The following is a 23,127-nucleotide window of genomic DNA, read 5'->3' as shown; positions in this document are numbered from 1 at the left end:
CGGCCCGTGGCTGCTGCGATTTGCGCGTAAGCCTTTGAACCTGCCATAATTTCCGGCTCCCGCGGCCATGCCGCCGGGAGACCTTGCTCCACCACGGCCAATCCCGGCCGCCGGGGGGCTGTCCGGGATGCGCTGCAGCCCGGCATCCACAAGGAATCCAACATGCGTCATTACGAAGTCGTGTTCCTGGTCCATCCGGACCAGAGCGAGCAGGTGCCGGCCATGATCGAGCGCTACAAGTCGCTCATCGAAGGCGGCAACGGCAAGGTCCACCGTCTCGAAGACTGGGGCCGCCGCCAGCTGGCCTATCCGATCGAGAACCTGGTCAAGGCCCACTACGTCCTGCTCAACATCGAGTGCAACCAGAGCGTGCTGAACGAGCTGGTCGACGGTTTCCGCTTCAACGACGCGGTGCTGCGCCACCTGGTCATGAAGCGCGACGCCGCCGAGACCGAGCAGTCCCTGATCATGAAGTTCAAGGACGAGAAGGGCGACAAGCCCGAGCGTCGTCGCCGTGACGACGAGAGCGACAGCGCAGTCGGTTCCGCCGATTCCGCCTCCGCCGCCGACGAAGCCGAAGCCGCTTAAGGAGCACTGACATGTCCAAGTTTTTCCGTCGCCGCAAGTTCTGCAAGTTCACGGCCGAGGGCGTCAAGGAGATCGACTACAAGGATCTCAACACCCTGCGCCAGTACCTGACCGAGACCGGCAAGATCGTGCCGAGCCGCGTGACCGGCACCAAGTCGAAGTACCAGCGCCAGCTGGCCACGGCCGTCAAGCGCGCCCGCTTCCTGGCCCTGATCCCGTACACCGACAACCACAACGCCTGAGAGCAGTGGAGAGTGGCGGCTCCGCCGCCTTGAAGAAGTGAGAGACAAGGGGGAAGCCTTCCCTCGTTTCTCACTTCTCTTAACTCTCGACTCGTCTTCGGACAGCAATCGCTGCGGCGCACCGCGTCGCTAACGAATACGGAGCAACACCATGCAACTGATCCTCCTGCAGAACGTCACCAACCTCGGCAGGCTCGGCGACAAGGTCAACGTCAAGCCGGGTTACGGCCGCAACTTCCTGGTCCCGCAGGGCAAGGCCGTGCCGGCGACCGAGAAGAACCTGGCCGAGTTCGAAGCGCGCCGCGCCGAATATGAAGCCAAGGCCAAGGCGCAGCTGGAAGGCGCCGAAGCCCGCAAGGCCGCGCTGGAAGGCGTCGAAGTCACGATCACCGCCAACGCCTCGACCGAAGGCAAGCTGTACGGCTCGATCAGCCCGCGCGACATCGCCGAGGCGCTGACCAAGCTGGGCCACAAGGTCGAGAAGTCGGAAGTCGTGCTGGGCGAAGGCCCGCTGCGCCGTACCGGCGAACACGAAGTCACCGTGCACCTGCACGCCGACATCAACGCGACGGTCAAGGTCATCGTGGTCGGCGAAGTCGCCTGATCCACGCATTGCAGTACCCGAACGGGCGCCCATCGGCGCCCGTTCTTTTTTGAGTCGCCGGCAGGCGCCGTTCGTCGGCATGCAATCGCACGCACAGCGGTACGCGGCAAGTCGTCTCACGTTCTGCGATTCCCACCGGTTATCCACAGACTTGTCTGCAACGCACCGCGATCGGGGCGACTAGGATGACCGGCCAGCCGCATCCTCACTTACAAGAACCGGACCGCCAAGACGGCCCGACCAGGGGAGTTACCGCACCGATGAGCGCACGCCAGGGAATGCGCCCCGATCCCGCTTTCCAGACCCGTCGCGATCAGCGCATCGAACAGCTGCGCGTACCGCCGCAGTCGATCGAGGCCGAGCAGGCCGTGCTCGGCGGGCTCATGCTGGCGCCCGACGCCTGGGATCGCGTGGCCGATCGCATCACCGATGCCGACTTCTATCGACGCGATCATCAGCTGATCTACCGCGCCATCCGCGAATTGGCGGAAAAGAACCGTCCCTACGACGCGGTGACCCTCGGCGAGTGGTTCGAGTCGATGGGCCTGAGCGAGCAGGTGGCCGGCGGTGCCTACCTGATCGAACTGGCTTCGACGACACCCTCCGCGGCCAACATCGTCGCGTACGCGGACATCGTGCGCGACAAGGCGATCCTGCGGCAGCTGATCGATGTCGGTACCGACATCGTCAACAGCGGCTTCCAGCCCGAAGGCCGTGACAGCGCCGACATCCTCGAGGAAGCCGAGCGTCAGGTGCTGGCGATCGCCCAGGCCAGCAGCGACGGCAAGAGCGACTTCACTCCCGTCACCAAGGCGCTGGCCGAAGCGTTCGACGTCCTGCAGACGCGCTATGCCAACGGCGACGGCGTCACCGGCCTGCCGACCGGTTATGTCGAATTCGACATGATGACCGCCGGCCTGCAGAAGACCGACCTGATCATCCTTGCCGCGCGCCCGGCGATGGGCAAAACGACGCTGGCGCTGAACATGGCCGAGTACGCGGCATTCCGCAGCAAGCTGCCGGTCGCCGTGTTCTCGATGGAAATGTCGGCCAGCCAGCTGGCGATGCGCCTGATCTCCTCGGTCGGCCGCGTCAATGCGCAGCGCCTGCGCACCGGCCAGCTGGAAGACGAGGATTGGAGCCGCGTTACCAGCGCGATTCGCCAGCTGCGCGAGGCCAAGATCTTCATCGACGACGAACCGGGCCTGTCGCCGGTCAAGCTCGCCGCCAAGGCGCGCCGCCTCAAGCGCGAGCACGGCCTGGGCCTGATCGTGATCGACTACCTGCAGCTGATGTCCGTGCCGGGAAACAGCGAGAACCGCGCGACGGAGATCTCCGAGATCTCGCGCTCGCTCAAGGGCCTGGCCAAGGAACTGCAGGTGCCGGTGATCGCGCTGTCGCAGCTCAACCGCTCGCTGGAAACCCGCACCGACAAGCGTCCCGTGATGGCCGACCTGCGCGAATCGGGCGCCATCGAGCAGGACGCGGACATGATCGTGTTCATCTACCGCGACGAGTACTACAACAAGGAAAACTCGCCGGACAAAGGTTTGGCCGAAGTCATCATCGGCAAGCAGCGTAGCGGCCCGACCGGTTCGCTCAAGCTCAAGTTCTTCGGCGAATACACGCGCTTCGACAACCTCGCGCATGATTCGGTGGGCAGTTTCGAATAGGTTCGGCTTCCCGTCGGTTTCGCGGGAGGCAACCGACGGAATCGTTCACGGGAAGCGGGAGCGCGTGCCCGCTACTCGGTCAGCTTGCCCAGCGCCTTGACCGCGAATCCGCCGCCCGGCACCAGTGTCGTCGCCGCTTCGGCGCCGAGTTCGAACAGCATCTCGCGCGTCATCACTTTTTCGAAGCGGTCGCGGAACCACTCGCCGTTTTCGACGACGTCCCCGGTCAGGCCATCGATCTCGATCACGCCGATCTTGCCTGACGTCGACCACACGTACTCGAAGGCGAAAACCGGGCGGTAGTACAGCTGGATGCGGTCGAAGGTCGCGACGTCGCGATGGATTTCATGCGCGTCGACGGCCTCGGCGGCCAGGCGCGACTGCGCGAGCTGGAGCACGGTAGCGAAGGACATCCGCGGCGGCAGGGTGCCTTCGATGTCGACCTGTTCGCGCGGGTTGGCCTTGTACCTGTCCACGTACGACTGCAGGACCTGCGGCTTCAACGGCCGCTTCAGGCCGTCCTGGTAGACGACGGCGTCGATGCGGCGCTGGCAGTGTTCACGCACCGGCAGGTCGATGCGCGGCTTGGGGCCGGGGACCGGTTCGAAGCGGCGGCCCTCGACCTCGATCGAACGCGCGTGCTCGTTGCCGACGGCAACGGCGTAGGTGACCGCGTTGGTGTAGTCGACTTCACGGTGGGCCACGACGTGCCAGAAGGGTTCGTAGCGCAGTTCCCACTTCGCGAGGTTGACCGTGTCGGCCTTCGGCCGGTTGAGCGGGTTCAGGCGCGCGAGCGTTCCGAACGCATTGAGCTTGCTCTTCTCGGCCTGCTCCTGCGCCGCGCGCACGGGATAGACCTCGTCGAAGAACAGGATCGCGCTGGCGGTCGCGGCTGGGGCGAGAACTTCCATGGCACCGGTCCCGGTATTGCCGGCGTGGGCGCGTCGGCCTGCCTGTTGTCACGGGCAATACGCGCAGAATCGGCCAGGGCCGGCGGCCACCATCAAGGGCTGCGCATCCCGCATCGCGCCGCGCGCCGGGCCTAGAATGCGCACTCGCGGAGTCTTGCCGCGGCCATCCGAGAGCGCAGTGCACGAGTCACCCGGCATGATGCCCCCCGCCGTCGGCGAGCGTCCCACCCGCATCCGCGTCGACCTCGCCAATCTCGCCTTCAACCTGCGCAGCATCCGCGCGCATGTCGGCGTGCCGGTGATGGCGATCGTCAAGGCCAATGCCTACGGCCACGGCCTGGTGCCGGTTGCGTTGCACCTGCAGGCGCAGGGCGTGGAGCAACTCGGCGTGGCATTCGTGGAAGAGGGCATCGCCCTGCGCCAGGCGGGCGTCAACGTTCCCATCCTCGTGCTGGGCGGCATCTTCGGTCCGCAGGTCGCGCAGTTCATCACGCACGACCTGGAGATCACCGTGTCCTCGCTGGACAAGCTGCGCCAGGTCGAGGCGGCCGCCGGGCAACTGGGCCGCAAGGCGGTGATCCATCTCAAGATCGACACCGGGATGGAACGCATCGGCGTGCACAGCTATTCCTCGCGGGCCTTCATCGAGGCGGCGGTGGCCTCGCCCTGGTGCGAACTGAAGGGCATCTATTCGCACCTGGCGTGCGCGGATGATCCGGCGTCGGCGATGACGCAGCAGCAACTGGAGCGCTTTCTCGAGGCCTGCGGCCATATCGAGCGGATCGGCGCTCCGATGCCGCTGCGCCATCTGGCAAATTCGGGTGGCGTGCTGCATTTCCCCGGGACCTGGCTGGACATGGTGCGGCCCGGCATCCTGCTGTACGGCGTGCAGCCGGATCCCGCTTCGCAATGCACGGTCGACGTGCGTCCGGTGATGTCGCTTGCCTCGCAGGTGGTCTACTTCAAGGTGGTCAAGGCCGGAAACCCCGTCAGTTACGGTGCGACGTGGACGCCGGAACGCGACACCCGCGTGGTCACCGTTCCGATCGGTTACGGCGATGGCTACCCTCGCGCCTTGTCCTCGCGCGGCAGCGTGCTGATCCGCGGCCGGCGCTATCCCATCGTGGGTCGCGTATGCATGGACCAGTTCATGGTGGACATCGGCCAGGACAGCGCATGGAACGAGGATGAAGTGGTCCTGATCGGTGCGCAGGGAACGGAACGGATCACCGCCGAAGAACTGGCGCAGCGCGCCGGCACCATTCCTTACGAGATTCTCGTGGGGCTCAACGAACGCATCCCGCGCGAGTACCACGGCCGCTGAGATCCGCGGCATGGGCATGCAGGTGCATGCGATCCTCCAGTCGCGTTGACGCTCTTCGCGCCTGCGTGATTCACTCGCTGCAGGCGACAGGAGAACCCCATGGTGTCACGAGCGCACAAGGGCAGCGTCAGGGAAGGTGCCGTCAAGGAGCGTGCCGTCAGGGAGCGTGCGAAGCGCATCCGCGCCGTGCGTCGCGAGCCGATGGCGAAGGTCGATACGGCGTGGCTGCGGATGGAGCAGCCCACCAACCCGATGATGATCACCGGCGTGCTCATGTTCGCCGACCCCATGTCGGTGACCGAACTGCGGAGCGTGATCCGGCAACGCTGGCTCGCCTATCGGCGCTTCAACCAGAAGGCCGTCGACACCGCAGCGGGCGCGTTCTGGGAAACCGACACCGACCTCGACCTGGACTGGCATGTGCAGCTCACCGCATTGCCGGGCCGCGGCGGCAAGCGCGCGCTCGAGCGCTTCGTGAGCCAGCTGGCCTCCACACCGCTGGATACGGGGCGGCCGCTGTGGCAGTTCCACCTCGTCGAACGTTATGAGGGCGGTTCGGCATTGATCGCCCGCATCCACCACAGCTATGCCGATGGCATCGCCCTGGTGCAGGTGCTGCTGTCGTTGACCGACACCACGCGCGAACCTGCCAAAGGCAGCGACCTGCAACAGGCGTGGCTCAAGCAGGACGGCGCCCGCGTCGCGCGTCGCGTGGGCGCGGCGGAGCGCTACATGAAGCTGGGCAGCAGGGTCGTCGAGAAGGGCATGGAGATGTACCGCGATCCGACTTTGGCCGCCGTGTTGGCCAGGGAAGGGGGCGAGATCGGACGCGAGCTGCTGCATGCCCTCACGCTGTCCGACGATCCGCCGTCGCTGCTGCGCGGAAAGCTGGGCGTGAGCAAGCGGGTCGCCTGGGCGGAGCCGCTCGACCTGGAGGAAGTGAAGGCCGTCGGCCGTGCCTGCGAGTGCACGGTCAACGATGTGCTGATGGCGACGGCCGCCGGAGCGCTGCGGCACTACATGCTCGAGCGCGGCGACCGCGTCGACGGGCTGACGCTGCGGGCGACGGTGCCGGTCAACCTGCGCCCGCTGGAGCACGCCAGGAAACTGGGCAACCACTTCGGGCTGGTGTTCCTCGACCTGCCGGTGGGCGAGGACAACCCGATCCGACGGGTGGAGCGGGTTGTCGAGTGCATGAACGGCCTGAAGAATTCAAGGCAAGCTATTGTTTCCTTTGGATTACTTGCCGCCTTGGGCATGGCCCCCACGGCCGTGCAGGGACTCGCCCTGGATCTCTTCAGCCGCAAGGCGAGCGTCGTCGCCACCAACGTTCCCGGACCGCAGCAGACCCTCTATCTCGCCGGCTGCGCCCTGCGCGACATGATGTTCTGGGTTCCGCAGACGGGCTCGATCGGCGTCGGCATTTCCATCCTCAGCTACAACGGCCGCGTGCATTTCGGGCTGATTGCCGATGCGAAGCTGATTCCCGATCCCGACGGCGTCATCCGGCGTTTCGGCAGCGAGTTCGACAAGTTGCTGTACCTCTCGCTGATGAGCGACTGGGAATCGCGCCTCGATGCGCCCTCCGCCGATGCGCTGTTGCCGGAGGACACCCGTCGCGCGATCGACTTCCTCGTCGGCTAGCGCTCGTTCGTCCCGCATTCATTCACGGCTTCGTCGAAGCCGCGTTTCGTCACCCTCTGGCGACACCTTCGCCATTAGCGTTCGTCCCTGTTCATGTGGGGGCTGCCATCGTGCGCGGCCGCATGATCCCCGCAAGGAGGTAAGGAATGAATACGCAACGCAAGTTGATCGCCGCCGCCGTACTCACCACGTTGCTTGCTGCCTGTGCCACGCAGGGCGGCGGCTATTACGGCAGCCAGCCTTCCCAGCAGCCGCCCCCCGGCGAGCAGACGGGAATGAGCAAGACGAAGAAGGGCGCCCTCATCGGTGCCGCGGTCGGCGCCGTGGCCGGCCTGTTGAGCGGCGACGATGCGACGGAACGTCGCCAGCGTGCGCTCGTCGGCGCCGGCGTGGGTGGGCTCGCCGGCGGTGCGATCGGCAATTACCAGGACCGCCAGGAGCGCGCACTGCGCGAACGCATGGCGGGCACCGGCGTGGGCGTGGTGCGCCAGGGCGACAACATCACCCTGAGCATGCCGGGCAACATCACTTTCGCCTTCAACGACGCCAGCCTGCAGTCGCAGTTCTATCCGGTGCTGGACGACGTGGCTCGCACGCTCACCGAGTACAACCAGACGGTGGTCGAGGTTGCGGGGCATACCGACAGTGTCGGCAGCGATGCCTACAACCAGGAACTGTCGGTGCGCCGGGCCAATTCGGTAGCGGCCTACCTGCAGAGCCACGGCGTGATGCAGCAACGGCTGATCACCGTGGGCGCCGGTGAGTCGCGCCCGATCGCCAGCAACGACACCGAGGAAGGTCGCGCGCAGAACCGGCGCGTCGAGATCACCCTGGTGCCGGTGCGCGGTTGAGCGACACGCGCGGAGGCTCGTTCGTTTGCCGTCACTGTGGTTGACCCACGAAAAAGGCCCGCCGAAGCGGGCCTTTTTCTGAACTGGTGGAGGTGGGGGGAATTGAACCCCCGTCCGAAGGCACTCCATCCCCGGCACTACATGCTTAGCTCACCGTTGGATCTCGTCCCCGGACAGCACGATGCGCGAAGCGCATCCGGGGACCAGCCTGTTAGAGGTTGACCGGAAGCTGACAGGCAGCGGCTTCCAGCGATTCCGTGATAGTGACCCTACGCTGCGAGCACGGACACAAGCAGTTTCGGGGCTTAGGCCTTAGGCGGCCAGAGCGTAGTTGTCGTCGTTGGCAACTAGATTTTTGCAGCTGGATTTACGAGGAAAGCTACCCCCTCGGCATGCGCCAAGCGACTTTGCGACCCCCGTCGAAGCCAGTGCACCCCCGGGGACAGCGAAATTGCTGACCCGCCCAGTATAGGGGCGGTTGCATCGATCACAACCCGGTGGACTCGCGGTCACAGCGCGGGTTCAGTCGCAGCCGCGATGCGAAGCGGACTTGTATGCTTGGGGAATGGGGTCCCCCGAACCCGACATCACCGACATTCGTCGCGCGCGCTTCCTGCCGCGAGGCGGCTACCTGCTGGCACTGCTGGTGCTGTTGGGCGCCCTGGTGCTGGTGTTCGTCAGCTGGTACTACGCCCGCGAGCGGGAGCTTCGCGCCGCGGAGGCGCGTTTCGAAGCGCACACGGCCGAGGTCGTGGACCGCCTCTATCAACATCTCGTGTACTACGAACTGGTCGCCCGTGGCGGCACGGCGCTGTTCGCGTCGATGGAGCGACCGACGCCGCAGCAGTGGGCCGACTACGTCGACAGCATGAACCTGCGCGCGCGCTTCCCGGAGATAAAGGGACTCGGCTACGTCGGCTATGTCAGCAGCAACCGGCTGGACGATCTGCAGATCGAATGGCGCGAATCGGGTTACGGCCAACTGAACGTGCGCCCGCACGGGATGCGTCCCCGCTACGCCCCCATCCTGTATCTCGAACCGCGCACTGCCGAGAACGTCGATGCCATCGGCCTGGATCTGCTGGACGATCCGGAGGACGAAAAGGCGCTGCAGGCGACACTCGACACCGGCGTCGCGCGCCTGGGCGGACCGTCCGGCAGGCGCGATGGCGCACTGGTGATGCTCATTCCGATCTACCGCGGCGCCGACCATCCGCGGACGGCGGCCGCTCGCGAGCAGTTGCTGCAGGGCTGGGTGTATCTGCCTTTCGACATGGCGCGTTACGTCAACTCCTCGCTCGGACGCGAGTACGACACTATCGGCCTGCGCATATACGACGCCCGGAACGACGGACGCGCGATCTTCGCCACCCGCAGCGAGCCCAGGCCGGAATCCCTGTTCCATTACCGGACGACGATGGAGGCCTACGGCCGACGCTGGCGGGTGGAGTTCGATTCCGCGCCGGAAGCCGGCGCCGCGCCGCGTTTGAAGGGACTGGAAAACATGCTCGGGCTCGGGATCGTCGCCAGCCTCCTGCTGTACGGCCTGGCCTGGACGCTCGCGCGCACGGAAGACCGGGCCACGGTGATCGCCAGGCGAATGACCGAGGACTTCCGGCGCAGCGAACAACGCTTCCGCAGTTCGATGGAGTACTCGGCGATCGGCAAGGCGCTGCTGGACAGCGAGGGGCGCATTGTCGAAGCCAATCCCGCCCTGGGTCGCATCGTCGGACGCAGTCTGGAATCACTGGCGGGCGAGCCCTTCGATTCGTTGTTCGAAGACGAGGACGCTTCGCTGCGCTCGGGCGAGGAGGGAGAGACCGACGCCAACGGCATCTATCGCGTGACCCGCCACCTGCGTCGCGAGGGCGACCTGCCACGTCAGGCGCAACTCACCTACGCGCCGGTCCAGGGAGGCGTCGGCCAGGACGTCACCGGACTGGTGCAGGTGGAAGACGTCACCGAGCGCGTGCGTGCACAGGCGCGCGTGCAGGCGCTGAACCGCACGCTGGAAGCGCGCGTGGTCATGCGCACGCGCGAACTCAGCCAGGCGAACCAAGAACTGGAGGCCTTCGCCTACAGCGTGTCGCACGATCTGCGCGCGCCGCTGCGTTCGATCGAGGGCTTCAGTCGCATATTGATCGAACGCTACGAAAGCCAGCTCGACGAGGGCGGGCGCGATTACCTGTGGCGCGTACGCAAGGCGGCCTTGCGCATGGGCGAACTGATCGATGCGATCCTGCAGATCTCGCGTCTGGGTCGAGCGGAACTGCGTCGCGAACAGGTCGACCTCAGTCGCATGGCGCTCGAAGTGGTCGATGAACTGCGCGCGGACGATCCGGGCCGTGATCTTGCGGTCCGGATCATGCCGGGGCTGGCGGCGGTCGGAGATGCCACGCTCCTGCGCAACCTGCTGGGCAACTTGTTGGGCAATGCATGGAAGTTCACGCGCGGGCGCGAAGGTGCGGTCATCGAATTCGGTGCATTCGACGTCCCTGGCGGGGAAACCGAGTTCTACGTGCGCGACAACGGCGCCGGGTTCGCGCAGGCCTACGTCGACAAGCTGTTCCGGCCGTTCCAGCGACTGCATTCGCAGGAAACCTTCAGCGGGCACGGCATCGGTCTGGCTTCGGTGCGACGCATCGTCGAGCGTCATGGCGGACGCATCCGCGCCGAAGGTCGTGAAGGCGAGGGGGCCGTCTTCTATTTCACCTTGCCGGAAGCCGGTGAGCCGGGCACGACGCCCGCCGAATGAGTCACTGAAGCGCGGCTGTCAGGCGTCCTTGTTGTGCCGGCGCAGCAGGCGCTGCTTCTCGCGCGCCCAGTCGCGTTCCTTGCTGGCCTCGCGCTTGTCGTGCGTCTGCTTGCCCTTCGCCAGGGCGATTTCGGCTTTCACCTTGTTGCCCTTCCAGTACAGCGCGGTGAGCACGACGGTATAACCCTCGCGTTGCACGCGGCCGATGAGGCGGTCGATCTCGCGTCGGTGCAGCAGCAGCTTGCGCGTGCGCCGGTCTTCGGCGACCACATGCGTGGACGCTGAAATGAGCGGGGTGATCTGCGAGCCGTAGAGGAACATTTCGCCTTCGCGGATCATCGCGTAGGCGTCGGTGATGTTGGCGCGCCCGGCACGGATGGCCTTGAGCTCCCAGCCCTGCAATGCCAGGCCGGCCTCGAAGCGCTCTTCCAGGTGGTATTCGTGGCGAGACCGCTTGTTCAGCGCGATGGTCTTGACCGCCTCGCCGCCTTTGGCCGCCTTTCCTTTATCCTTCCCGGTCTTGTTGCTGGAATTCTTAGCCATCGCGCCATTGTCACATGCTGGCGATCGCGTTGCGTACCGACCGATACCGATGCCCACGATCCGACGTTCCGCCCTCGTCGAGCACTCCGCCGGACGCATGTTCGCGCTGGTGAACGACGTGGCCGCCTATCCGCGCCGCTTTGACTGGTGCGAGGGCGCCCAGGTGCTCGAGGCCGATGACGAGCACATGGTCGCCCGGCTGGACCTGGGGCTGGGCGCACTACGCACCTGGTTCACCACGCACAATTCGCTCAAGGCGCCGCACCACATCGACCTGAAGTTGGTGGATGGACCGTTCCGCAAGCTCAGCGGGCGCTGGGAGTTTCATGCCCTCGACGAGTCGGCCTGCAAGGTCACGCTGACCCTCGATTTCGAGCCGTCGGTGAAACTGCTCGGACCGGCGCTGGCCGTCGGCTTCCAGAGCCTCGCCGACCGCATGGTGGACGATTTCGTGCGCATCGCCGACGCCGGTCCGGACGAAGCGGCATGAAGGTGGAAGTCGTGCGGGCCTGGCCGCGCCGGCATGAACTGGCGGTCGTCGAGTTGCCCGAGGCGGCGACGGTGGGCGACGCACTTGCCGCGGCCGGATGGACCGACGACCCCGAAGTCGTTGCCGTCGCGGTGTTCGGACAACGCGTCGATGGGGCAACGCGGTTGCATGACGGCGATCGCGTGGAACTGCTCAGGCGCCTGCAGGCCGACCCGAAGGACGCTCGCAGGCAACGCGTCGAGGAACGCAGGCGCCAGCCCAAGGGCTGAGCGTGCGCCCAAAGAAAAAGCGGAGCCAGGCTCCGCTTTTTTCCTGCAAGGCCGCCCGGATCAACGGCGGCGCTTCTTGTCCTTTTCCTTGGCGAGGTTGCGGCCGAACTGCTTCGGCGCGGCCTTGGCGAGTTCCTCGTCCTGCTCGGGGAAATAGTCGCCTTCCCAGCGGGCCAGCGTGTCGCCGTCGAAATACAGCGTGAGGTTCTTCATCTCGGTGCGACCGAGCCGGCCGGTGCGCTGGGTGCTCGTGTAGTCCCAGCGCTCATGGTGGAACGGATCCTCGATCGAGGGCGTCCCCAGCAGCACCAGCACCTGTTGCTTGCTCATGCCGGCCTGCAGCTGGTCGACGTTGGTCTTTTCCAGGAGGTTGCCCTGGTAGATCGGCTGCTTGTAGAGGATGCCGCAACCCGCGGTGGACAGGGCGACGATAAGGACCAGCAGGAGCTTGCGCATCGTGTTGTTCGCACAGGCGGCAGTAGAATCAGGGGGCGATGATACACTGAAGCCATCGATAAGCAGCCCGGATCCCCGCGCGTTCATCCGCCGTTCCGGGCCTGGAAACGCGCCACGCACGAGCCGCGCACGCTACCGCCCGGGAAACCGATGGAATCCGACGATCTTCGCAATGCCGGCCTCAAGGTCACCCATCCGCGGTTGCGGATCCTGGGACTGCTGGAACAGGCCAAGCCGCGGCACATGACCGCCGAGGACATCTACCGCCACCTGCTGGAGCACGGCGAGGACATCGGCCTGGCGACGGTCTATCGCGTGCTGACCCAGTTCGAGGCCGCCGGTCTCGTCCTGAAGCACAACTTCGAGTCCGGCCAGTCCGTTTACGAACTCGACCGCGGCCACCATCACGATCACATGGTCGATGTCGACACGGGCAGGATCACCGAGTTCGAAAGCCCCGAGATCGAAGAACTGCAGCGCAAGATCGCCGCGCAGCACGGCTACGAGATCGAAGAACACTCGCTGGTGCTCTACGTCCGCAAGAAGGCGCGATAACGCGATGCGAATCGCGAAGCGCGCGACGACGCGCTACGCGTAGCGACGCCGAGCGGGTTACTCGACGTCTGCCAGCAGGCGTTTCGCGGCCGCGCGTGCTTCGCGGGTCATCTCCACGCCGCCCAGCATCCGCGCCAGTTCTTCCTCGCGCTGCTTCGCATCGAGGCACTGCACGGCGCTCTGGGTCACGCCTTCGCTGGCGGCCTTGCTGACCCGGTAGTGCGCATGCCCCTGCGCCGCAACCTGCGGCAGGTGGGTGACGCAGAGCACCTGGCGCGTGGCGCCCAGTGCGCGCAGCTTCTGTCCCACGATTTCGGCGACGCCGCCGCCGATACCGGAATCGACTTCGTCGAACACCATGGTGGGCACGGCATCCAGTCCCAGCGCGGCGACTTCGATGGCCAGCGAAATGCGCGAGAGTTCGCCGCCCGAGGCGACCTTGCGCAGCGGACGCGCGGGCTGGCCCAGGTTGGCGGCGACCAGGAACTCGGCGCGTTCGGCGCCCTGTGGATCCGGACGTTCGGATTCGATCGGCTCCAGCGCCACTTCGAAACGGCCGCCGCCCATGCCGAGTTCGGCGATGAGTGCTGTCGTGTCGCGCGAGAGGGCTGCGGCCGCGTCCCGGCGCCGTGCGCCCAGGGCCTCCGCCGCGGACCGCCAGCGCGCGCGTGCTCGGGCGATCTCTTCGTCCAGGGACTGCAGGCGGGCATCGGCGCCGCGCAGGCGATCCAGTTCCTCCGCGATCGCATCGCGCTGCGCCGCAAGCTGCTCGGCCGGTACGCGATGCTTGCGCGAGAGCTCATGGATGCGGCCGAGCCTTCGCTCCAGCGCGCCGAAGGCATCGGGATCGATGTCCAGGTCGCTGCGCACGCGATCGAGCAGAGCGAGGGCTTCGTCGATCTGGATTGCGGCGTTGTCCAGCATCGCATCGACATCGCCGAGTCGCGGTTCGTGCTCGGCGACGCGTTGCAGTTCGCTCCGGACCTGGTGCAGCGCACGCGTCAGCGAGGTGCCTTCATCGCCGCCCAGCTGCGCCAGCGCGCCGTCGCAGGCTGCGATCAGACCGGCGGCATGCGCGTGACGGCGGTGGTCGGCGAGCAGCTTCTCCAGCGACTCCGGATCGAGGGTCTCCCGGTCCAGCTCCGCGAACTGATGTTCGAGCCAGCCGATGCGATCGGAGACGTCGCCCTGCGCGAGCAGCGCGTCGCGTTCGCGCAGCAGTTCGCTCCAGGTGAGGGCGGCTTCGGCCACGGTTTCGAGTTCGCGACGGGTGCGGCCGTAGGCGTCCAGCAAGGCCAGCTGGCTGGTGCGGGCCAGCAGTGCCTGGTGTTCGTGCTGCCCGTGGATTTCCACCAGCAGACCGGCCAGTTCGCCCAGCTGCGCTACCGTCGCCGGCCGACCGTTGATCCAGGCTCGCGAGCCGCCATCGGCGCGGATCACCCGGCGGATCTGGCACGTCGCCGGCTGGTCCGGGTCGCCGTCCACGTCGTCCAGCGCGTTCTCCCGCAGCCAGGCAAGGGCGGGGGAGGCATCGTCCAGGATGAATCCGGCGGTGAGTTCGGCCCGCTCGGCCCCGTGCCGGACCACGCCGCTGTCGGCGCGCAGGCCCGAGAGCAGGCCCAGCGCGTCGACCAGCAGCGACTTGCCGGCGCCGGTTTCGCCGGAAATGACGGTCAGTCCCCGGCCGAAATCCAGTTCCGCGCTGCGGACGACGGCGAAATCCTTGATGGCGAGATGGGAAAGCATGGAGCGATTGTAAGCGGGGCCGAATGACGGAACCTCGCTTCTATCCGCAACGCGTCTCACCCGGCGACACGCCGATGATGGCCTTGGACCGCTTGCGTGCGGCCCGGGCCGGCTTTATATCGCCGACATGAGCCGCCATCCTGCCGACCTCGCCAGCCTCGATCCGCGCGCGCGCCAATTGCTGCGCACGCTGATCGGGCGCTACATCCAGAGCGGCGAACCGGTGGGCTCGCAGACACTGGCGCGTCACGCGGGTCTCGACGTGAGCGCGGCGACCATCCGCAACATCCTGTCGGATCTCGAGGAAATCGGTCTGCTGAGCGCCCCCCACACCTCGGCGGGGCGCATTCCCACGGCGCAGGGTTACCGCCTGTTCGTGGACTCGCTGCTGCAGGTGCGGCCGCTGCCCGAGGGCGAGGTCGCCCGGTTGCGTAGCGAACTGCCGGCCGGGTCGGGGACGCAGGCCCTGCTGGGCAGCGCCTCCGAACTGCTGTCGGCGATGACCCATTTCGTCGGCGTGGTCAGCGTGCCGCGACGCGAGCAGTTCGCGTTCCGGCGCATCGAGTTCGTGCCGCTGGATGCGCAACGCGTGATGGCAATCCTCGTCTTCGCCGACAACGAAGTGCAGAACCGCATCATCCAAACGCGGCGGGCCTACGAGACCGGCGAACTGGAGCGTGTCGCCAATTACCTCAATACCCACTTCGCCGGTCGCACCCTGCCGGACATCCGCGTGTGCCTGCTGCGCGAATTGCGCAACGCGCGCGACGAGATGGAAACGCTGTTGTCGCGATCGGTGGAGCTGGCCGAACAGGTGCTGACCCCGGGCAACGACGACATGGTCCTGGCCGGCCAGACCCGGCTGATGGGCGTGCAGGAACTGAACGACCTGGACCGGTTGCGGGAACTGTTCGAGGCCTTCGCGCGCAAGCGCGAGATCCTGCAGTTGCTCGAGCGCACCGTGCGTGCACCGGGCGTTCGCATCTTCATCGGCGAGGAGACCGGTCTCGCGCCCCTGGAGGGTATGTCGCTGGTGACCGCCCCGTACGCTGCGGGCGGGCATGTGCTCGGGGTCCTGGGGGTGATCGGCCCCAGCCGCATGGCCTACGACCGCGTCATTCCCGTGGTCCAGGCAGCCGCCGAGGCGCTGGGGGCGGCGATCCACCCCGACGCAGGCCTTTAGTCGGCTCCGTCGTCGGCAGGTGAAGGCCGCTTGAATCGTTCGGTCCGAGGCCCCATTGCTGCGGCGTGCGCATTTCGCGCAAGGCAGGCCCACGCCCACGATGACGACCGAACCGATGCAAGAAGCGAACGGCGAGAACACCAACGCCACCCTCAATGACTCCAATTCCCAGGCCGCCGAGCTGGACGCGCTGAAGGCCGAAGTGACGCGCCTGCGCGAAGAATCGCTGCGCGAGCGCGCCGAACTCGACAACCAGCGCAAGCGCCTGGCGCGCGACATCGACATGGCCCGCAAGTTCGCCAACGAGCGCCTGCTCGGTGACCTGCTGCCCGTGATCGACAGCCTCGAAGCCGGTCTTGCAGTGAAGGCGGATACCGCCCAGCACCTGCGCGAAGGCATGGAACTCACCCTGCGACAGCTGCTGAAAGTGGCGACCGACAACGGCCTCGTCGCCGTAGATCCCGTGGGCCAGCCTTTCAATCCCGAACACCACCAGGCCATGAGCATGGTCGATGGCGACGGCCATGCGCCGGGGCATGTGGTGCAGGTCTACCAGAAGGGTTGGCTGCTGAACGACCGGCTCCTGCGCCCGGCCCTGGTGACGGTCAGCAAGCACGATTGACACCCGCCTGCCGCCGAACCCTTGAACGGCGCAAGGCGATCCCCCAGATAGCGCACATCAGCGGTCCGGTACCGCTACAACGAACCAAGATTCGCGAGAGGAAACACCAATGGCAAAGATCATCGGCATCGACCTGGGCACGACCAACTCGTGCGTGGCGATCATGGAAGGCGGCAAGGCCCGCGTCATCGAGAACGCCGAAGGCGATCGCACCACGCCGTCGATCGTCGCGTTCACCAAGGACGGCGAAGTCCTGGTGGGCGCCTCCGCCAAGCGCCAGGCCGTCACCAACCCCAAGAACACCTTCTACGCGGTGAAGCGCCTGATCGGCCGCAAGTTCACCGACGCCGAAGTGCAGAAGGACATCGGCCTGGTCCCGTACAAGATCACCCAGCATGAAAACGGCGATGCGTGGGTCGAGACCGCCGACGGCAAGAAGATGGCGCCGCAGCAGATCTCGGCCGAGGTGCTGGCCAAGATGAAGAAGACGGCGGAAGCCTACCTGGGCGAGACCGTCACCGAAGCCGTCATCACCGTGCCGGCCTACTTCAACGACAGCCAGCGCCAGGCGACCAAGGACGCCGGCAAGATCGCCGGCCTCGACGTCAAGCGCATCATCAACGAGCCCACCGCGGCCGCGCTGGCCTACGGCATGGACAAGAAGGGCGGCGACCGCAAGGTGGCCGTGTACGACCTCGGCGGCGGCACCTTCGACGTGTCGATCATCGAGATCGCGTCGGTCGACGGCGAGATGCAGGTCGAAGTGCTGTCCACGAACGGCGACACCTTCCTCGGCGGCGAAGACTTCGACAAGCGCGTCATCGACTACCTCGTCGACGAATTCAACAAGGACCAGGGCATCGACCTGCGCAAGGATCCACTGGCGCTGCAGCGCCTGAAGGACGCAGCCGAGCGCGCCAAGATCGAGCTGTCCTCGTCGCAGCAGACCGAAGTGAACCTGCCGTACGTGACGGCCGACGCCTCCGGTCCGAAGCACCTCAACATCAAGCTGACCCGCGCCAAGCTCGAAGCGCTGGTCGACGACTTGGTCAAGAAGACCATCGAACCCTGCCGCGTCGCGCTGAACGACGCTGGTCTGCGCGCGTCGGACATCGCCGAGGTCATTCTCGTCGGCGGCCAGACCCGCATGCCGAAGGTGCAGCAGGCGGTGACCGACTTCTTCGGCAAGGAGCCGCGCAAGGACGTCAACCCGGACGAAGCCGTGGCCGTGGGCGCCGCGATCCAGGGCGGTGTGCTGCAGGGCGACGTCAAGGACGTGCTGCTGCTCGACGTGACCCCGCTGTCGCTGGGCATCGAAACCCTGGGCGGCGTGTTCACCAAGATCATCGAGAAGAACACCACGGTGCCGACCAAGGCTTCGCAGGTCTTCTCGACCGCCGAGGACAACCAGTCCGCCGTGACCGTGCATGTGCTTCAGGGCGAGCGCGAACAGGCCCGCTACAACAAGTCGCTGGCCCGCTTCGACCTGGCGGGTATCGAGCCCGCGCCGCGCGGCATGCCGCAGATCGAGGTCTCGTTCGACATCGACGCCAACGGCATCGTCCACGTGACCGCCAAGGACAAGAAGACCGGCAAGGAGCAGAAGGTCGAGATCAAGGCCGGTTCCGGCCTGTCCGAGGACGAGATCGCGAAGATGGTGCAGGACGCCGAAGCGCACCGCGAGGAAGACAAGAAGTTCCATGAGCTGGTGCAGGCACGCAACCACGCCGACGGCCTGATCCATGCAGCGCGCAACGCGATCAAGGAGCATGGCGAGAAGGTGCCGGGCGACGCGATCGGTCGCGCCGAGGGCGCCATCGCCGAACTCGAAACTGCGATGAAGGGCGACGACAAGGCCCAGATCGAGGCCAAGTCGAAGGCGCTGGAGGAAGCTGCGCAGTCCCTGTTCGCCGCCGCTTCGGCGGGCCAGCCGGGTCCGGACGTGGGTGCCGGCTCCGCCGGCGGCGCGTCGCAGGACGACGTCGTCGATGCCGAGTTCACCGAAGTCAAGGACGACAAGAAGCCGTAAGGCCAGGAGTCGGAAATGGGGAATCGGGAATCGGAACAGCGATGCTTCGGCTCGCGCTCCGTAATTTCCGGTTCCCCGTTCTTGTGTCCGCAGTCGAAAGACGATCCCGCTGCTTTCTGACGATTCCCTTTTCCCGATTCCCTATTCCCGGCTCCAATGAGTAAGCGCGACTACTACGAAGTCCTGGGCGTGGCCCGTGACGCCAGCGAGGAAGACCTCAAGAAGGCCTACCGTCGTTGCGCGATGAAGTACCACCCGGACCGCAATCCCGGCGACCACGCGGCCGAAGCGTCGTTCAAGGAATGCAAGGAAGCCTATGAAGTGCTGTCGGATGCGGCCAAGCGCCGCATGTACGACCAGCACGGCCATGCCGCCTTCGAACACGGCATGGGCGGCGGCGCCGGAGCCGGCGCGTACGCCGACATGGGCGATATTTTCGGGGACATCTTCGGCAACATCTTCGGCGGCGGTGCCGGTGCGCGCGGGCCGCGTCGCGGCGCCGACATCGGCTACGTGATGGAGCTGTCGCTGGAGGAAGCCGTCGGCGGGATCGAGAAGCAGATCGAAATCCCCACGCTCGACGAGTGCGACACCTGCAAGGGCACCGGATCGTCGGACGGCAAGCTCGAGAATTGCGGCACCTGCCACGGCCGTGGTCAGGTGCGCTTCCAGCGCGGCATCTTCTCGATGCAGCAGACCTGCCCGCATTGCGGTGGCCGCGGTCGGGTCGTGACCAGTCCCTGCGCGGATTGCCACGGCCAGGGCCGCGTCGAGCGGACCAAGCGCCTGCAGGTCAAGATTCCCGCCGGCGTCGACAACGGCGACCGCATCCGCCTGGCCGGCGAGGGCGAAGCCGGTCCGGCCGGTTCGCCTCCGGGCGACCTCTACGTCGAGGTGCGCGTACGCCCGCACGACATCTTCGAGCGCGACGGCGACGACCTGCACTGCGATGTGCCGATCCGCATCTCGCAGGCGGCGCTGGGTGACATCGTTCGCGTCCCCACGCTGGAAGGTGAAGTCGAATTGCGCATTCCCGCGGAGACCCAGACGGGCAGGCAGTTCCGCCTGCGCGATCGCGGCGTGAAATCCGTGCGCAGCCGCGCTCCGGGTGATCTCTACTGCCGGGTCGTGGTCGAGACCCCGGTGAACCTCACTATCGAACAGCGCGAATTGCTCGAAAAGTTCGAAGCGACCTTCGTCGGCGAAGGCGCCCGCAAGCATTCGCCGCGCTCGTCGACCTTCATCGACGGCGTGAAGGGGTTCTGGGATCGCATGACGTCGTAGGGCGACGACGTCGACGTCGACGCCGACGTCGACGCCGGACCGGTTGCCGGGCGCGGGCAACGGCCCTGCGACTGCGTTTCGATGAAAAGTCGGGGCGGTTGCGGATCCCGGGATCGATCGGAACCGCCGAAGGCGTCGATCGCGTCGATCGAGAGCGGGGCGAAGTTGCGGCATCGGGTGTCGCCAGTCGCATCCGTCATCGCGCCGCTTCCGTCTGGGCAGGGCGCGCGCGAACCGCTAGCCTGCGCACATGAACGCCCCCATTCGCATCCTCATCCACGGCGCCTCCGGTCGCATGGGCCAGGCGCTGTTGCGACTGGCCAGCGAGCGCACCGACCTCGAAGTGATTGCCGCGGTTTCGCGCAAGGTCGAGTCGCGCGTGATCGACGGCGTGCCCCGGTTCGCCGCGAACGAACTCTCCGGCGTGCCGGAGTTCGACGTCGCCATCGACTTCAGCCTGCCCGAAGGGTTCGACGGCATCCTTGCCGCGTGCCTGTCGCGCCGCGCGGGCCTGGTTTCCGGCACGACCGGTCTGTCGGCGGCGCAGCAGGACGCGCTCGCCTCGGCGGCCACGGAGATCCCGGTGGTCTGGTCGGCGAACTACAGCCTCGGCGTCGCCGTTCTCAACGACCTGGTCGAACGGGCGGCATCCGCGCTGGCGGGCTGGGATTGCGACATCGTCGAGTCGCATCATGTCCACAAGAAAGACGCTCCATCGGGCACGGCGCTCGCCCTGGGGGCGTCGGCGGAGCGGGGTGGGGCGCAGCCGCGGTACGCCTCGATCCGCGCCGGCGACATCGTCGGCGAGCACCTGGTCCAGTTTGCCGCCCTGGGCGAGCGGGTCGAGCTCGTCCACCGGGCGACCAGCCGCGATATCTTCGCCCGCGGGGCCCTTCACGCGGCGTCGCGCCTGACGGGGCGGCCCGCGGGGCGCTATCGCCTGCGCGATCTGCTCGACTAGCCGTATCCGTCCGATATGTGACGGATCGCACGTTCCAGAATTCGGATTGCCCGCCGATGAGAGAAGGAGGGCGGCTTCATGAACTGCGTCACCATGCCGTCTGCTCGGGTCGATAGGATGTCGGCTGAACCGGGGGAAGTTGCATGACGATGCAGGGAGATTCATTCCCGGCAGGAAGCCGAGATCCACAGCTGCTGCTTGCGGCGATGCAGCGGATCAGCCAGGAACAGCTGGGGCTCGCGCTCGAGCGCATCCTGCGCCGGGCGGACGACTATCTGTTCGACAGCAGCAGCAATGGCGCGGGCGCGGAACTGACCGCCCTGCGCGACCTGCGCCGGGCGCGCGGACAGATCGCGCAGCGCTTCGACCAGCTGCTCACCGGGGGATTCCGCAAGCTGCAGGAAGCGCCGATGCTGGCGCGTGCAGTCGATGCCGCGTCGCTGAGCCTCGTGACCGACGAGGCGCTGGAAGAGCAACTGGCCACCGAGCAGGTGGTCGACGGTCTCGGCCGCTACCACGCCCCCGCGCTGGAACTGCTCGACAAGCGCCTGGCCGCGCTGACGGAGCGGCCCGTGCTGATGGCGAGCGACAACCCGGTCGGCCCCAAATTCCTTGCCGAATCGCTGGGCAGCGCGCTCATCGCGCTCGATGTCAGCACCAGCGTCCGCATCATCATCTACAAGTACTTCGAGCGCGACCTGTCCACGGCACTTGCGCCGCTCTACGACCGCCTGAATTCGGGCCTGGCCGCGGCGGGCATCCTGCCGCACATCAAGCCGACCAAGCGCGCCGAACCGCTCCCGCACCCCAACCAGCCCTCCGAAGTGCCGGCCGCGGACCCCGACACCGTGGCGGTCGCCAACGCTGTGGCGACGCAGTTCGGCATGACCGGCCCGGGCGATCAGGCGATGTTCTCGAGCCTGCTGGGGCTGTTGCAGAGCTGGCGCCAGGCCATGCATCCGGCGCGCGTGGCCGACGTCGGTCCGAGCATGAGTACGTCGGACATGATGACGGTGCTGTCGCGGCTACAGCGCGAACCGGCCAAGCGTTTCGAACCGGGCAGCGTGGATTCGCGCATTCCGCTCGCGGAACAGCTGCGTAGGGAGCTGTTGTCCAGCGCCCGCCAGCTCGGCATGGGCGGGGAGAACCTCAAGCTGTCGAACGTCGACGAAGATGCCGTGGACCTGGTCGGCATGCTGTTCGACGTCCTGCTGGACGAACGCCATTTCGAAGCGGACGTCCGCAGCAAAATCAATCGCCTGCTGGTCCCGTACATCAAGGTCGCGGTCAAGGACCGTCGGTTGTTCCTGTACAAGGCGCACCCGGCGCGCCGTCTGCTCAACGTCGTGGCCGAAGCCAGCGAGGGCAATCGCGGAGAGAGCCCGCAGGAACGCGAGCTGATGGCGCGCGTCGACGGGACGATCGAACGCCTGGTGGCCGAATTCAACGAAGACATCGCGATCTTCGAGACGCTCGAGCACGAACTGCGCGGTTTCCTCGAGCAACACCGCAAGCGCATCGAAGTCACCGAGCGGCGTGCGGCTGAAGCCCAGCGAGGCAAGGAGCGGCTGGAACAGGCACGCGAAGGCGTGTCGGTCGACCTGGCGATCAGCCGCGATACGCGCGAACTGCCGCCCGCATTCGATGCCTTCATCAACCAGTACACCGCCCACCACCTGACCCAGGTGGTGCTGCGCGAGGGCAAGGATTCGCCCCGTTACTCGGACGCAATCAACGCGGTCACGTCGCTGCTGGTCGGTTTCGACCACGCCGAGCTGGGCGTGCCGTTCGACCGCCTGCCCGAGTTGCCCAAGCCAGTGATGGTGTCGATCCTGGAGAGCTCGGGCATTACCGGCCAGGCGGCCGACGAGGTCCTGGCGACGATCGAGCGCACCCTCCAGCGCGTCTCGGCGGGCGAGGACGTTTCGGCGATTGCCGAACAACTGCCTGTCTCTCCGGTGCCGCCGGCACCGGAACCCGCTCCCGATGCCGCCGGACTCCATGTGGTCGCCGGCAAGGACGGGCTCGAGTTCGATCCGGCACTGGCCGAGCGCATGCGCGCCCTCGAGGTCGGCACCTGGGTGCAGCTCACGAGCGAGAGCGGTCGGGTGGAGCCGGCCAAGGTGTCCTGGATCAGCCCCATTTCCTCGCGCCTGCTCTTCGTGAACCGGCGCGGCATCCGCGTGCTCGTGGCTTCCGCGGAGGAGCTGGCCGCGATGGCGCAACTTGGCCGCCTGCAGTTGCGCGAGGGCGACACGGCTTTCGACGATGCCATGCATCAGGTGATGGGCAAGCTGAAGGCAACGGTTCCGGCGGGCGACGGCGCGACGCCGGCGGGCCCGGCCTCCGAAAGCGCGACGGCCTGAACCCGCAGCGTCGCCCGGCGCGGTGAAATCC

At 66.6% G+C, this 23,127-nt stretch carries 21 protein-coding genes and 1 other RNA gene; 17 read left to right on the top strand and 5 right to left on the bottom strand.

What is annotated here, in order from left to right:
• Nucleotides 1–162 precede the first annotated feature (162 nt).
• The 4 genes from rpsF (at nt 163) to ACFPN1_RS03665 (ending at nt 3,107) form a co-directional block, all read left to right on the top strand.
• Nucleotides 163–588, top strand: coding sequence for a 30S ribosomal protein S6 (gene rpsF, locus ACFPN1_RS03680; RefSeq protein ID WP_386753092.1), 426 nt, complete (start codon nt 163–165; stop codon nt 586–588).
• Nucleotides 589–599: 11 nt separating this feature from the next.
• Nucleotides 600–830 carry a 30S ribosomal protein S18 gene (rpsR, locus tag ACFPN1_RS03675; RefSeq protein WP_031372470.1) on the top strand — a complete coding sequence of 77 codons (231 nt, stop codon included), beginning with the start codon at nt 600–602 and terminating at the stop codon, nt 828–830.
• 151 nt (nt 831–981) lie between these two features.
• A complete protein-coding gene (rplI, locus tag ACFPN1_RS03670) occupies nt 982–1,434 on the top strand; it encodes a 50S ribosomal protein L9 (RefSeq protein WP_386753090.1) in 453 nt (150 codons plus the stop codon).
• Between the two features lie 260 nt (nt 1,435–1,694).
• A complete protein-coding gene (locus tag ACFPN1_RS03665; protein WP_386753088.1) occupies nt 1,695–3,107 on the top strand; it encodes a replicative DNA helicase in 1,413 nt (470 codons plus the stop codon).
• A 71-nt stretch (nt 3,108–3,178) separates the two neighbouring features.
• On the opposite strand, the gene ACFPN1_RS03660 is transcribed toward ACFPN1_RS03665, so the two are convergent.
• Nucleotides 3,179–4,018: a hypothetical protein gene (locus ACFPN1_RS03660; RefSeq protein WP_386753086.1), complete on the bottom strand. Its 840-nt coding sequence runs from the start codon at nt 4,016–4,018 to the stop codon at nt 3,179–3,181.
• 196 nt (nt 4,019–4,214) lie between these two features.
• Between ACFPN1_RS03660 and alr the strand changes: the two genes are divergently transcribed.
• The 3 genes from alr (at nt 4,215) to ACFPN1_RS03645 (ending at nt 7,837) form a co-directional block, all read left to right on the top strand.
• Entirely contained in the window at nt 4,215–5,342 is a 1,128-nt protein-coding gene (gene alr / locus ACFPN1_RS03655) for an alanine racemase (protein WP_386753084.1), read from the top strand.
• 99 nt (nt 5,343–5,441) lie between these two features.
• A complete protein-coding gene (locus ACFPN1_RS03650; protein ID WP_386753082.1) occupies nt 5,442–6,986 on the top strand; it encodes a WS/DGAT/MGAT family O-acyltransferase in 1,545 nt (514 codons plus the stop codon).
• Nucleotides 6,987–7,132: 146 nt separating this feature from the next.
• Nucleotides 7,133–7,837, top strand: coding sequence for a YiaD family glycine zipper/OmpA-like lipoprotein (locus tag ACFPN1_RS03645; protein WP_386753080.1), 705 nt, complete (start codon nt 7,133–7,135; stop codon nt 7,835–7,837).
• An 84-nt stretch (nt 7,838–7,921) separates the two neighbouring features.
• Here ACFPN1_RS03645 and ssrA read toward each other — a convergent pair.
• Nucleotides 7,922–8,275: a transfer-messenger RNA gene (gene ssrA / locus ACFPN1_RS03640) on the bottom strand.
• 127 nt (nt 8,276–8,402) lie between these two features.
• On the opposite strand from ssrA, the gene ACFPN1_RS03635 reads away from it, so the two are divergent.
• A complete protein-coding gene (locus tag ACFPN1_RS03635; RefSeq protein ID WP_386753078.1) occupies nt 8,403–10,592 on the top strand; it encodes a CHASE domain-containing protein in 2,190 nt (729 codons plus the stop codon).
• 18 nt (nt 10,593–10,610) lie between these two features.
• On the opposite strand, the gene smpB is transcribed toward ACFPN1_RS03635, so the two are convergent.
• Complete coding sequence (gene smpB / locus ACFPN1_RS03630; protein ID WP_386754023.1) at nt 10,611–11,135, bottom strand: SsrA-binding protein SmpB; 525 nt, start codon at nt 11,133–11,135, stop codon at nt 10,611–10,613.
• Nucleotides 11,136–11,184: 49 nt separating this feature from the next.
• Here smpB and ACFPN1_RS03625 point away from each other — a divergent pair, with 49 nt between their 5' ends.
• Complete coding sequence (locus ACFPN1_RS03625; protein WP_386753076.1) at nt 11,185–11,625, top strand: type II toxin-antitoxin system RatA family toxin; 441 nt, start codon at nt 11,185–11,187, stop codon at nt 11,623–11,625.
• A complete protein-coding gene (locus tag ACFPN1_RS03620; RefSeq protein WP_386753074.1) occupies nt 11,622–11,894 on the top strand; it encodes an RnfH family protein in 273 nt (90 codons plus the stop codon). Before ACFPN1_RS03625 ends, ACFPN1_RS03620 begins: the two co-directional genes overlap by 4 nt.
• A gap of 60 nt (nt 11,895–11,954) precedes the next feature.
• Here ACFPN1_RS03620 and ACFPN1_RS03615 read toward each other — a convergent pair whose 3' ends face one another.
• On the bottom strand, nt 11,955–12,350 hold the full coding sequence (locus ACFPN1_RS03615; protein ID WP_386753072.1) for an outer membrane protein assembly factor BamE: 396 nt from the start codon (nt 12,348–12,350) through the stop codon (nt 11,955–11,957).
• A 150-nt stretch (nt 12,351–12,500) separates the two neighbouring features.
• On the opposite strand from ACFPN1_RS03615, the gene fur reads away from it, so the two are divergent.
• Nucleotides 12,501–12,905 carry a ferric iron uptake transcriptional regulator gene (gene fur / locus ACFPN1_RS03610; RefSeq protein WP_386753070.1) on the top strand — a complete coding sequence of 135 codons (405 nt, stop codon included), beginning with the start codon at nt 12,501–12,503 and terminating at the stop codon, nt 12,903–12,905.
• Nucleotides 12,906–12,962: 57 nt separating this feature from the next.
• Here the strand turns inward: fur and recN are convergent, their stop codons facing one another.
• Nucleotides 12,963–14,651, bottom strand: coding sequence for a DNA repair protein RecN (gene recN, locus ACFPN1_RS03605; RefSeq protein ID WP_386753068.1), 1,689 nt, complete (start codon nt 14,649–14,651; stop codon nt 12,963–12,965).
• Nucleotides 14,652–14,778: 127 nt separating this feature from the next.
• On the opposite strand from recN, the gene hrcA reads away from it, so the two are divergent.
• The 6 genes from hrcA (at nt 14,779) to ACFPN1_RS03575 (ending at nt 23,096) form a co-directional block, all read left to right on the top strand.
• A complete protein-coding gene (hrcA, locus tag ACFPN1_RS03600) occupies nt 14,779–15,834 on the top strand; it encodes a heat-inducible transcriptional repressor HrcA (RefSeq protein ID WP_386753066.1) in 1,056 nt (351 codons plus the stop codon).
• Between the two features lie 100 nt (nt 15,835–15,934).
• Nucleotides 15,935–16,456, top strand: coding sequence for a nucleotide exchange factor GrpE (gene grpE / locus ACFPN1_RS03595; RefSeq protein WP_386753064.1), 522 nt, complete (start codon nt 15,935–15,937; stop codon nt 16,454–16,456).
• A 109-nt stretch (nt 16,457–16,565) separates the two neighbouring features.
• The gene (gene dnaK / locus ACFPN1_RS03590; protein WP_386753062.1) at nt 16,566–18,485 is read left to right on the top strand and encodes a molecular chaperone DnaK; all 1,920 of its coding nucleotides are present in this window, start codon (nt 16,566–16,568) and stop codon (nt 18,483–18,485) included.
• A 156-nt stretch (nt 18,486–18,641) separates the two neighbouring features.
• Nucleotides 18,642–19,769 carry a molecular chaperone DnaJ gene (dnaJ, locus tag ACFPN1_RS03585; RefSeq protein ID WP_386753060.1) on the top strand — a complete coding sequence of 376 codons (1,128 nt, stop codon included), beginning with the start codon at nt 18,642–18,644 and terminating at the stop codon, nt 19,767–19,769.
• A gap of 250 nt (nt 19,770–20,019) precedes the next feature.
• Nucleotides 20,020–20,730, top strand: coding sequence for a 4-hydroxy-tetrahydrodipicolinate reductase (gene dapB / locus ACFPN1_RS03580; RefSeq protein WP_386753058.1), 711 nt, complete (start codon nt 20,020–20,022; stop codon nt 20,728–20,730).
• A gap of 143 nt (nt 20,731–20,873) precedes the next feature.
• On the top strand, nt 20,874–23,096 hold the full coding sequence (locus ACFPN1_RS03575) for a DUF1631 family protein (RefSeq protein WP_386753056.1): 2,223 nt from the start codon (nt 20,874–20,876) through the stop codon (nt 23,094–23,096).
• Nucleotides 23,097–23,127 lie beyond the last annotated feature (31 nt).

It is taken from the genome of Lysobacter yangpyeongensis, from assembly GCF_042655745.1.
Taxonomy (GTDB): Bacteria; Pseudomonadota; Gammaproteobacteria; order Xanthomonadales; family Xanthomonadaceae; genus Agrilutibacter; species Agrilutibacter yangpyeongensis.
This window is presented reverse-complemented; position numbering and strand designations above follow the sequence as displayed.

Coding starts and splice junctions, on each gene's coding strand:
- rpsF (WP_386753092.1), top strand. CDS start 163: ATGCGTCATTACGAAGTCGTGTTCCTGGTCCATCCGGACCAGAGCGAG.
- rpsR (WP_031372470.1), top strand. CDS start 600: ATGTCCAAGTTTTTCCGTCGCCGCAAGTTCTGCAAGTTCACGGCCGAG.
- rplI (WP_386753090.1), top strand. CDS start 982: ATGCAACTGATCCTCCTGCAGAACGTCACCAACCTCGGCAGGCTCGGC.
- ACFPN1_RS03665 (WP_386753088.1), top strand. CDS start 1,695: ATGAGCGCACGCCAGGGAATGCGCCCCGATCCCGCTTTCCAGACCCGT.
- ACFPN1_RS03660 (WP_386753086.1), bottom strand. CDS start 4,018: ATGGAAGTTCTCGCCCCAGCCGCGACCGCCAGCGCGATCCTGTTCTTC.
- alr (WP_386753084.1), top strand. CDS start 4,215: ATGATGCCCCCCGCCGTCGGCGAGCGTCCCACCCGCATCCGCGTCGAC.
- ACFPN1_RS03650 (WP_386753082.1), top strand. CDS start 5,442: ATGGTGTCACGAGCGCACAAGGGCAGCGTCAGGGAAGGTGCCGTCAAG.
- ACFPN1_RS03645 (WP_386753080.1), top strand. CDS start 7,133: ATGAATACGCAACGCAAGTTGATCGCCGCCGCCGTACTCACCACGTTG.
- ACFPN1_RS03635 (WP_386753078.1), top strand. CDS start 8,403: ATGGGGTCCCCCGAACCCGACATCACCGACATTCGTCGCGCGCGCTTC.
- smpB (WP_386754023.1), bottom strand. CDS start 11,135: ATGGCTAAGAATTCCAGCAACAAGACCGGGAAGGATAAAGGAAAGGCG.
- ACFPN1_RS03625 (WP_386753076.1), top strand. CDS start 11,185: ATGCCCACGATCCGACGTTCCGCCCTCGTCGAGCACTCCGCCGGACGC.
- ACFPN1_RS03620 (WP_386753074.1), top strand. CDS start 11,622: ATGAAGGTGGAAGTCGTGCGGGCCTGGCCGCGCCGGCATGAACTGGCG.
- ACFPN1_RS03615 (WP_386753072.1), bottom strand. CDS start 12,350: ATGCGCAAGCTCCTGCTGGTCCTTATCGTCGCCCTGTCCACCGCGGGT.
- fur (WP_386753070.1), top strand. CDS start 12,501: ATGGAATCCGACGATCTTCGCAATGCCGGCCTCAAGGTCACCCATCCG.
- recN (WP_386753068.1), bottom strand. CDS start 14,651: ATGCTTTCCCATCTCGCCATCAAGGATTTCGCCGTCGTCCGCAGCGCG.
- hrcA (WP_386753066.1), top strand. CDS start 14,779: ATGAGCCGCCATCCTGCCGACCTCGCCAGCCTCGATCCGCGCGCGCGC.
- grpE (WP_386753064.1), top strand. CDS start 15,935: ATGACGACCGAACCGATGCAAGAAGCGAACGGCGAGAACACCAACGCC.
- dnaK (WP_386753062.1), top strand. CDS start 16,566: ATGGCAAAGATCATCGGCATCGACCTGGGCACGACCAACTCGTGCGTG.
- dnaJ (WP_386753060.1), top strand. CDS start 18,642: ATGAGTAAGCGCGACTACTACGAAGTCCTGGGCGTGGCCCGTGACGCC.
- dapB (WP_386753058.1), top strand. CDS start 20,020: ATGAACGCCCCCATTCGCATCCTCATCCACGGCGCCTCCGGTCGCATG.
- ACFPN1_RS03575 (WP_386753056.1), top strand. CDS start 20,874: ATGACGATGCAGGGAGATTCATTCCCGGCAGGAAGCCGAGATCCACAG.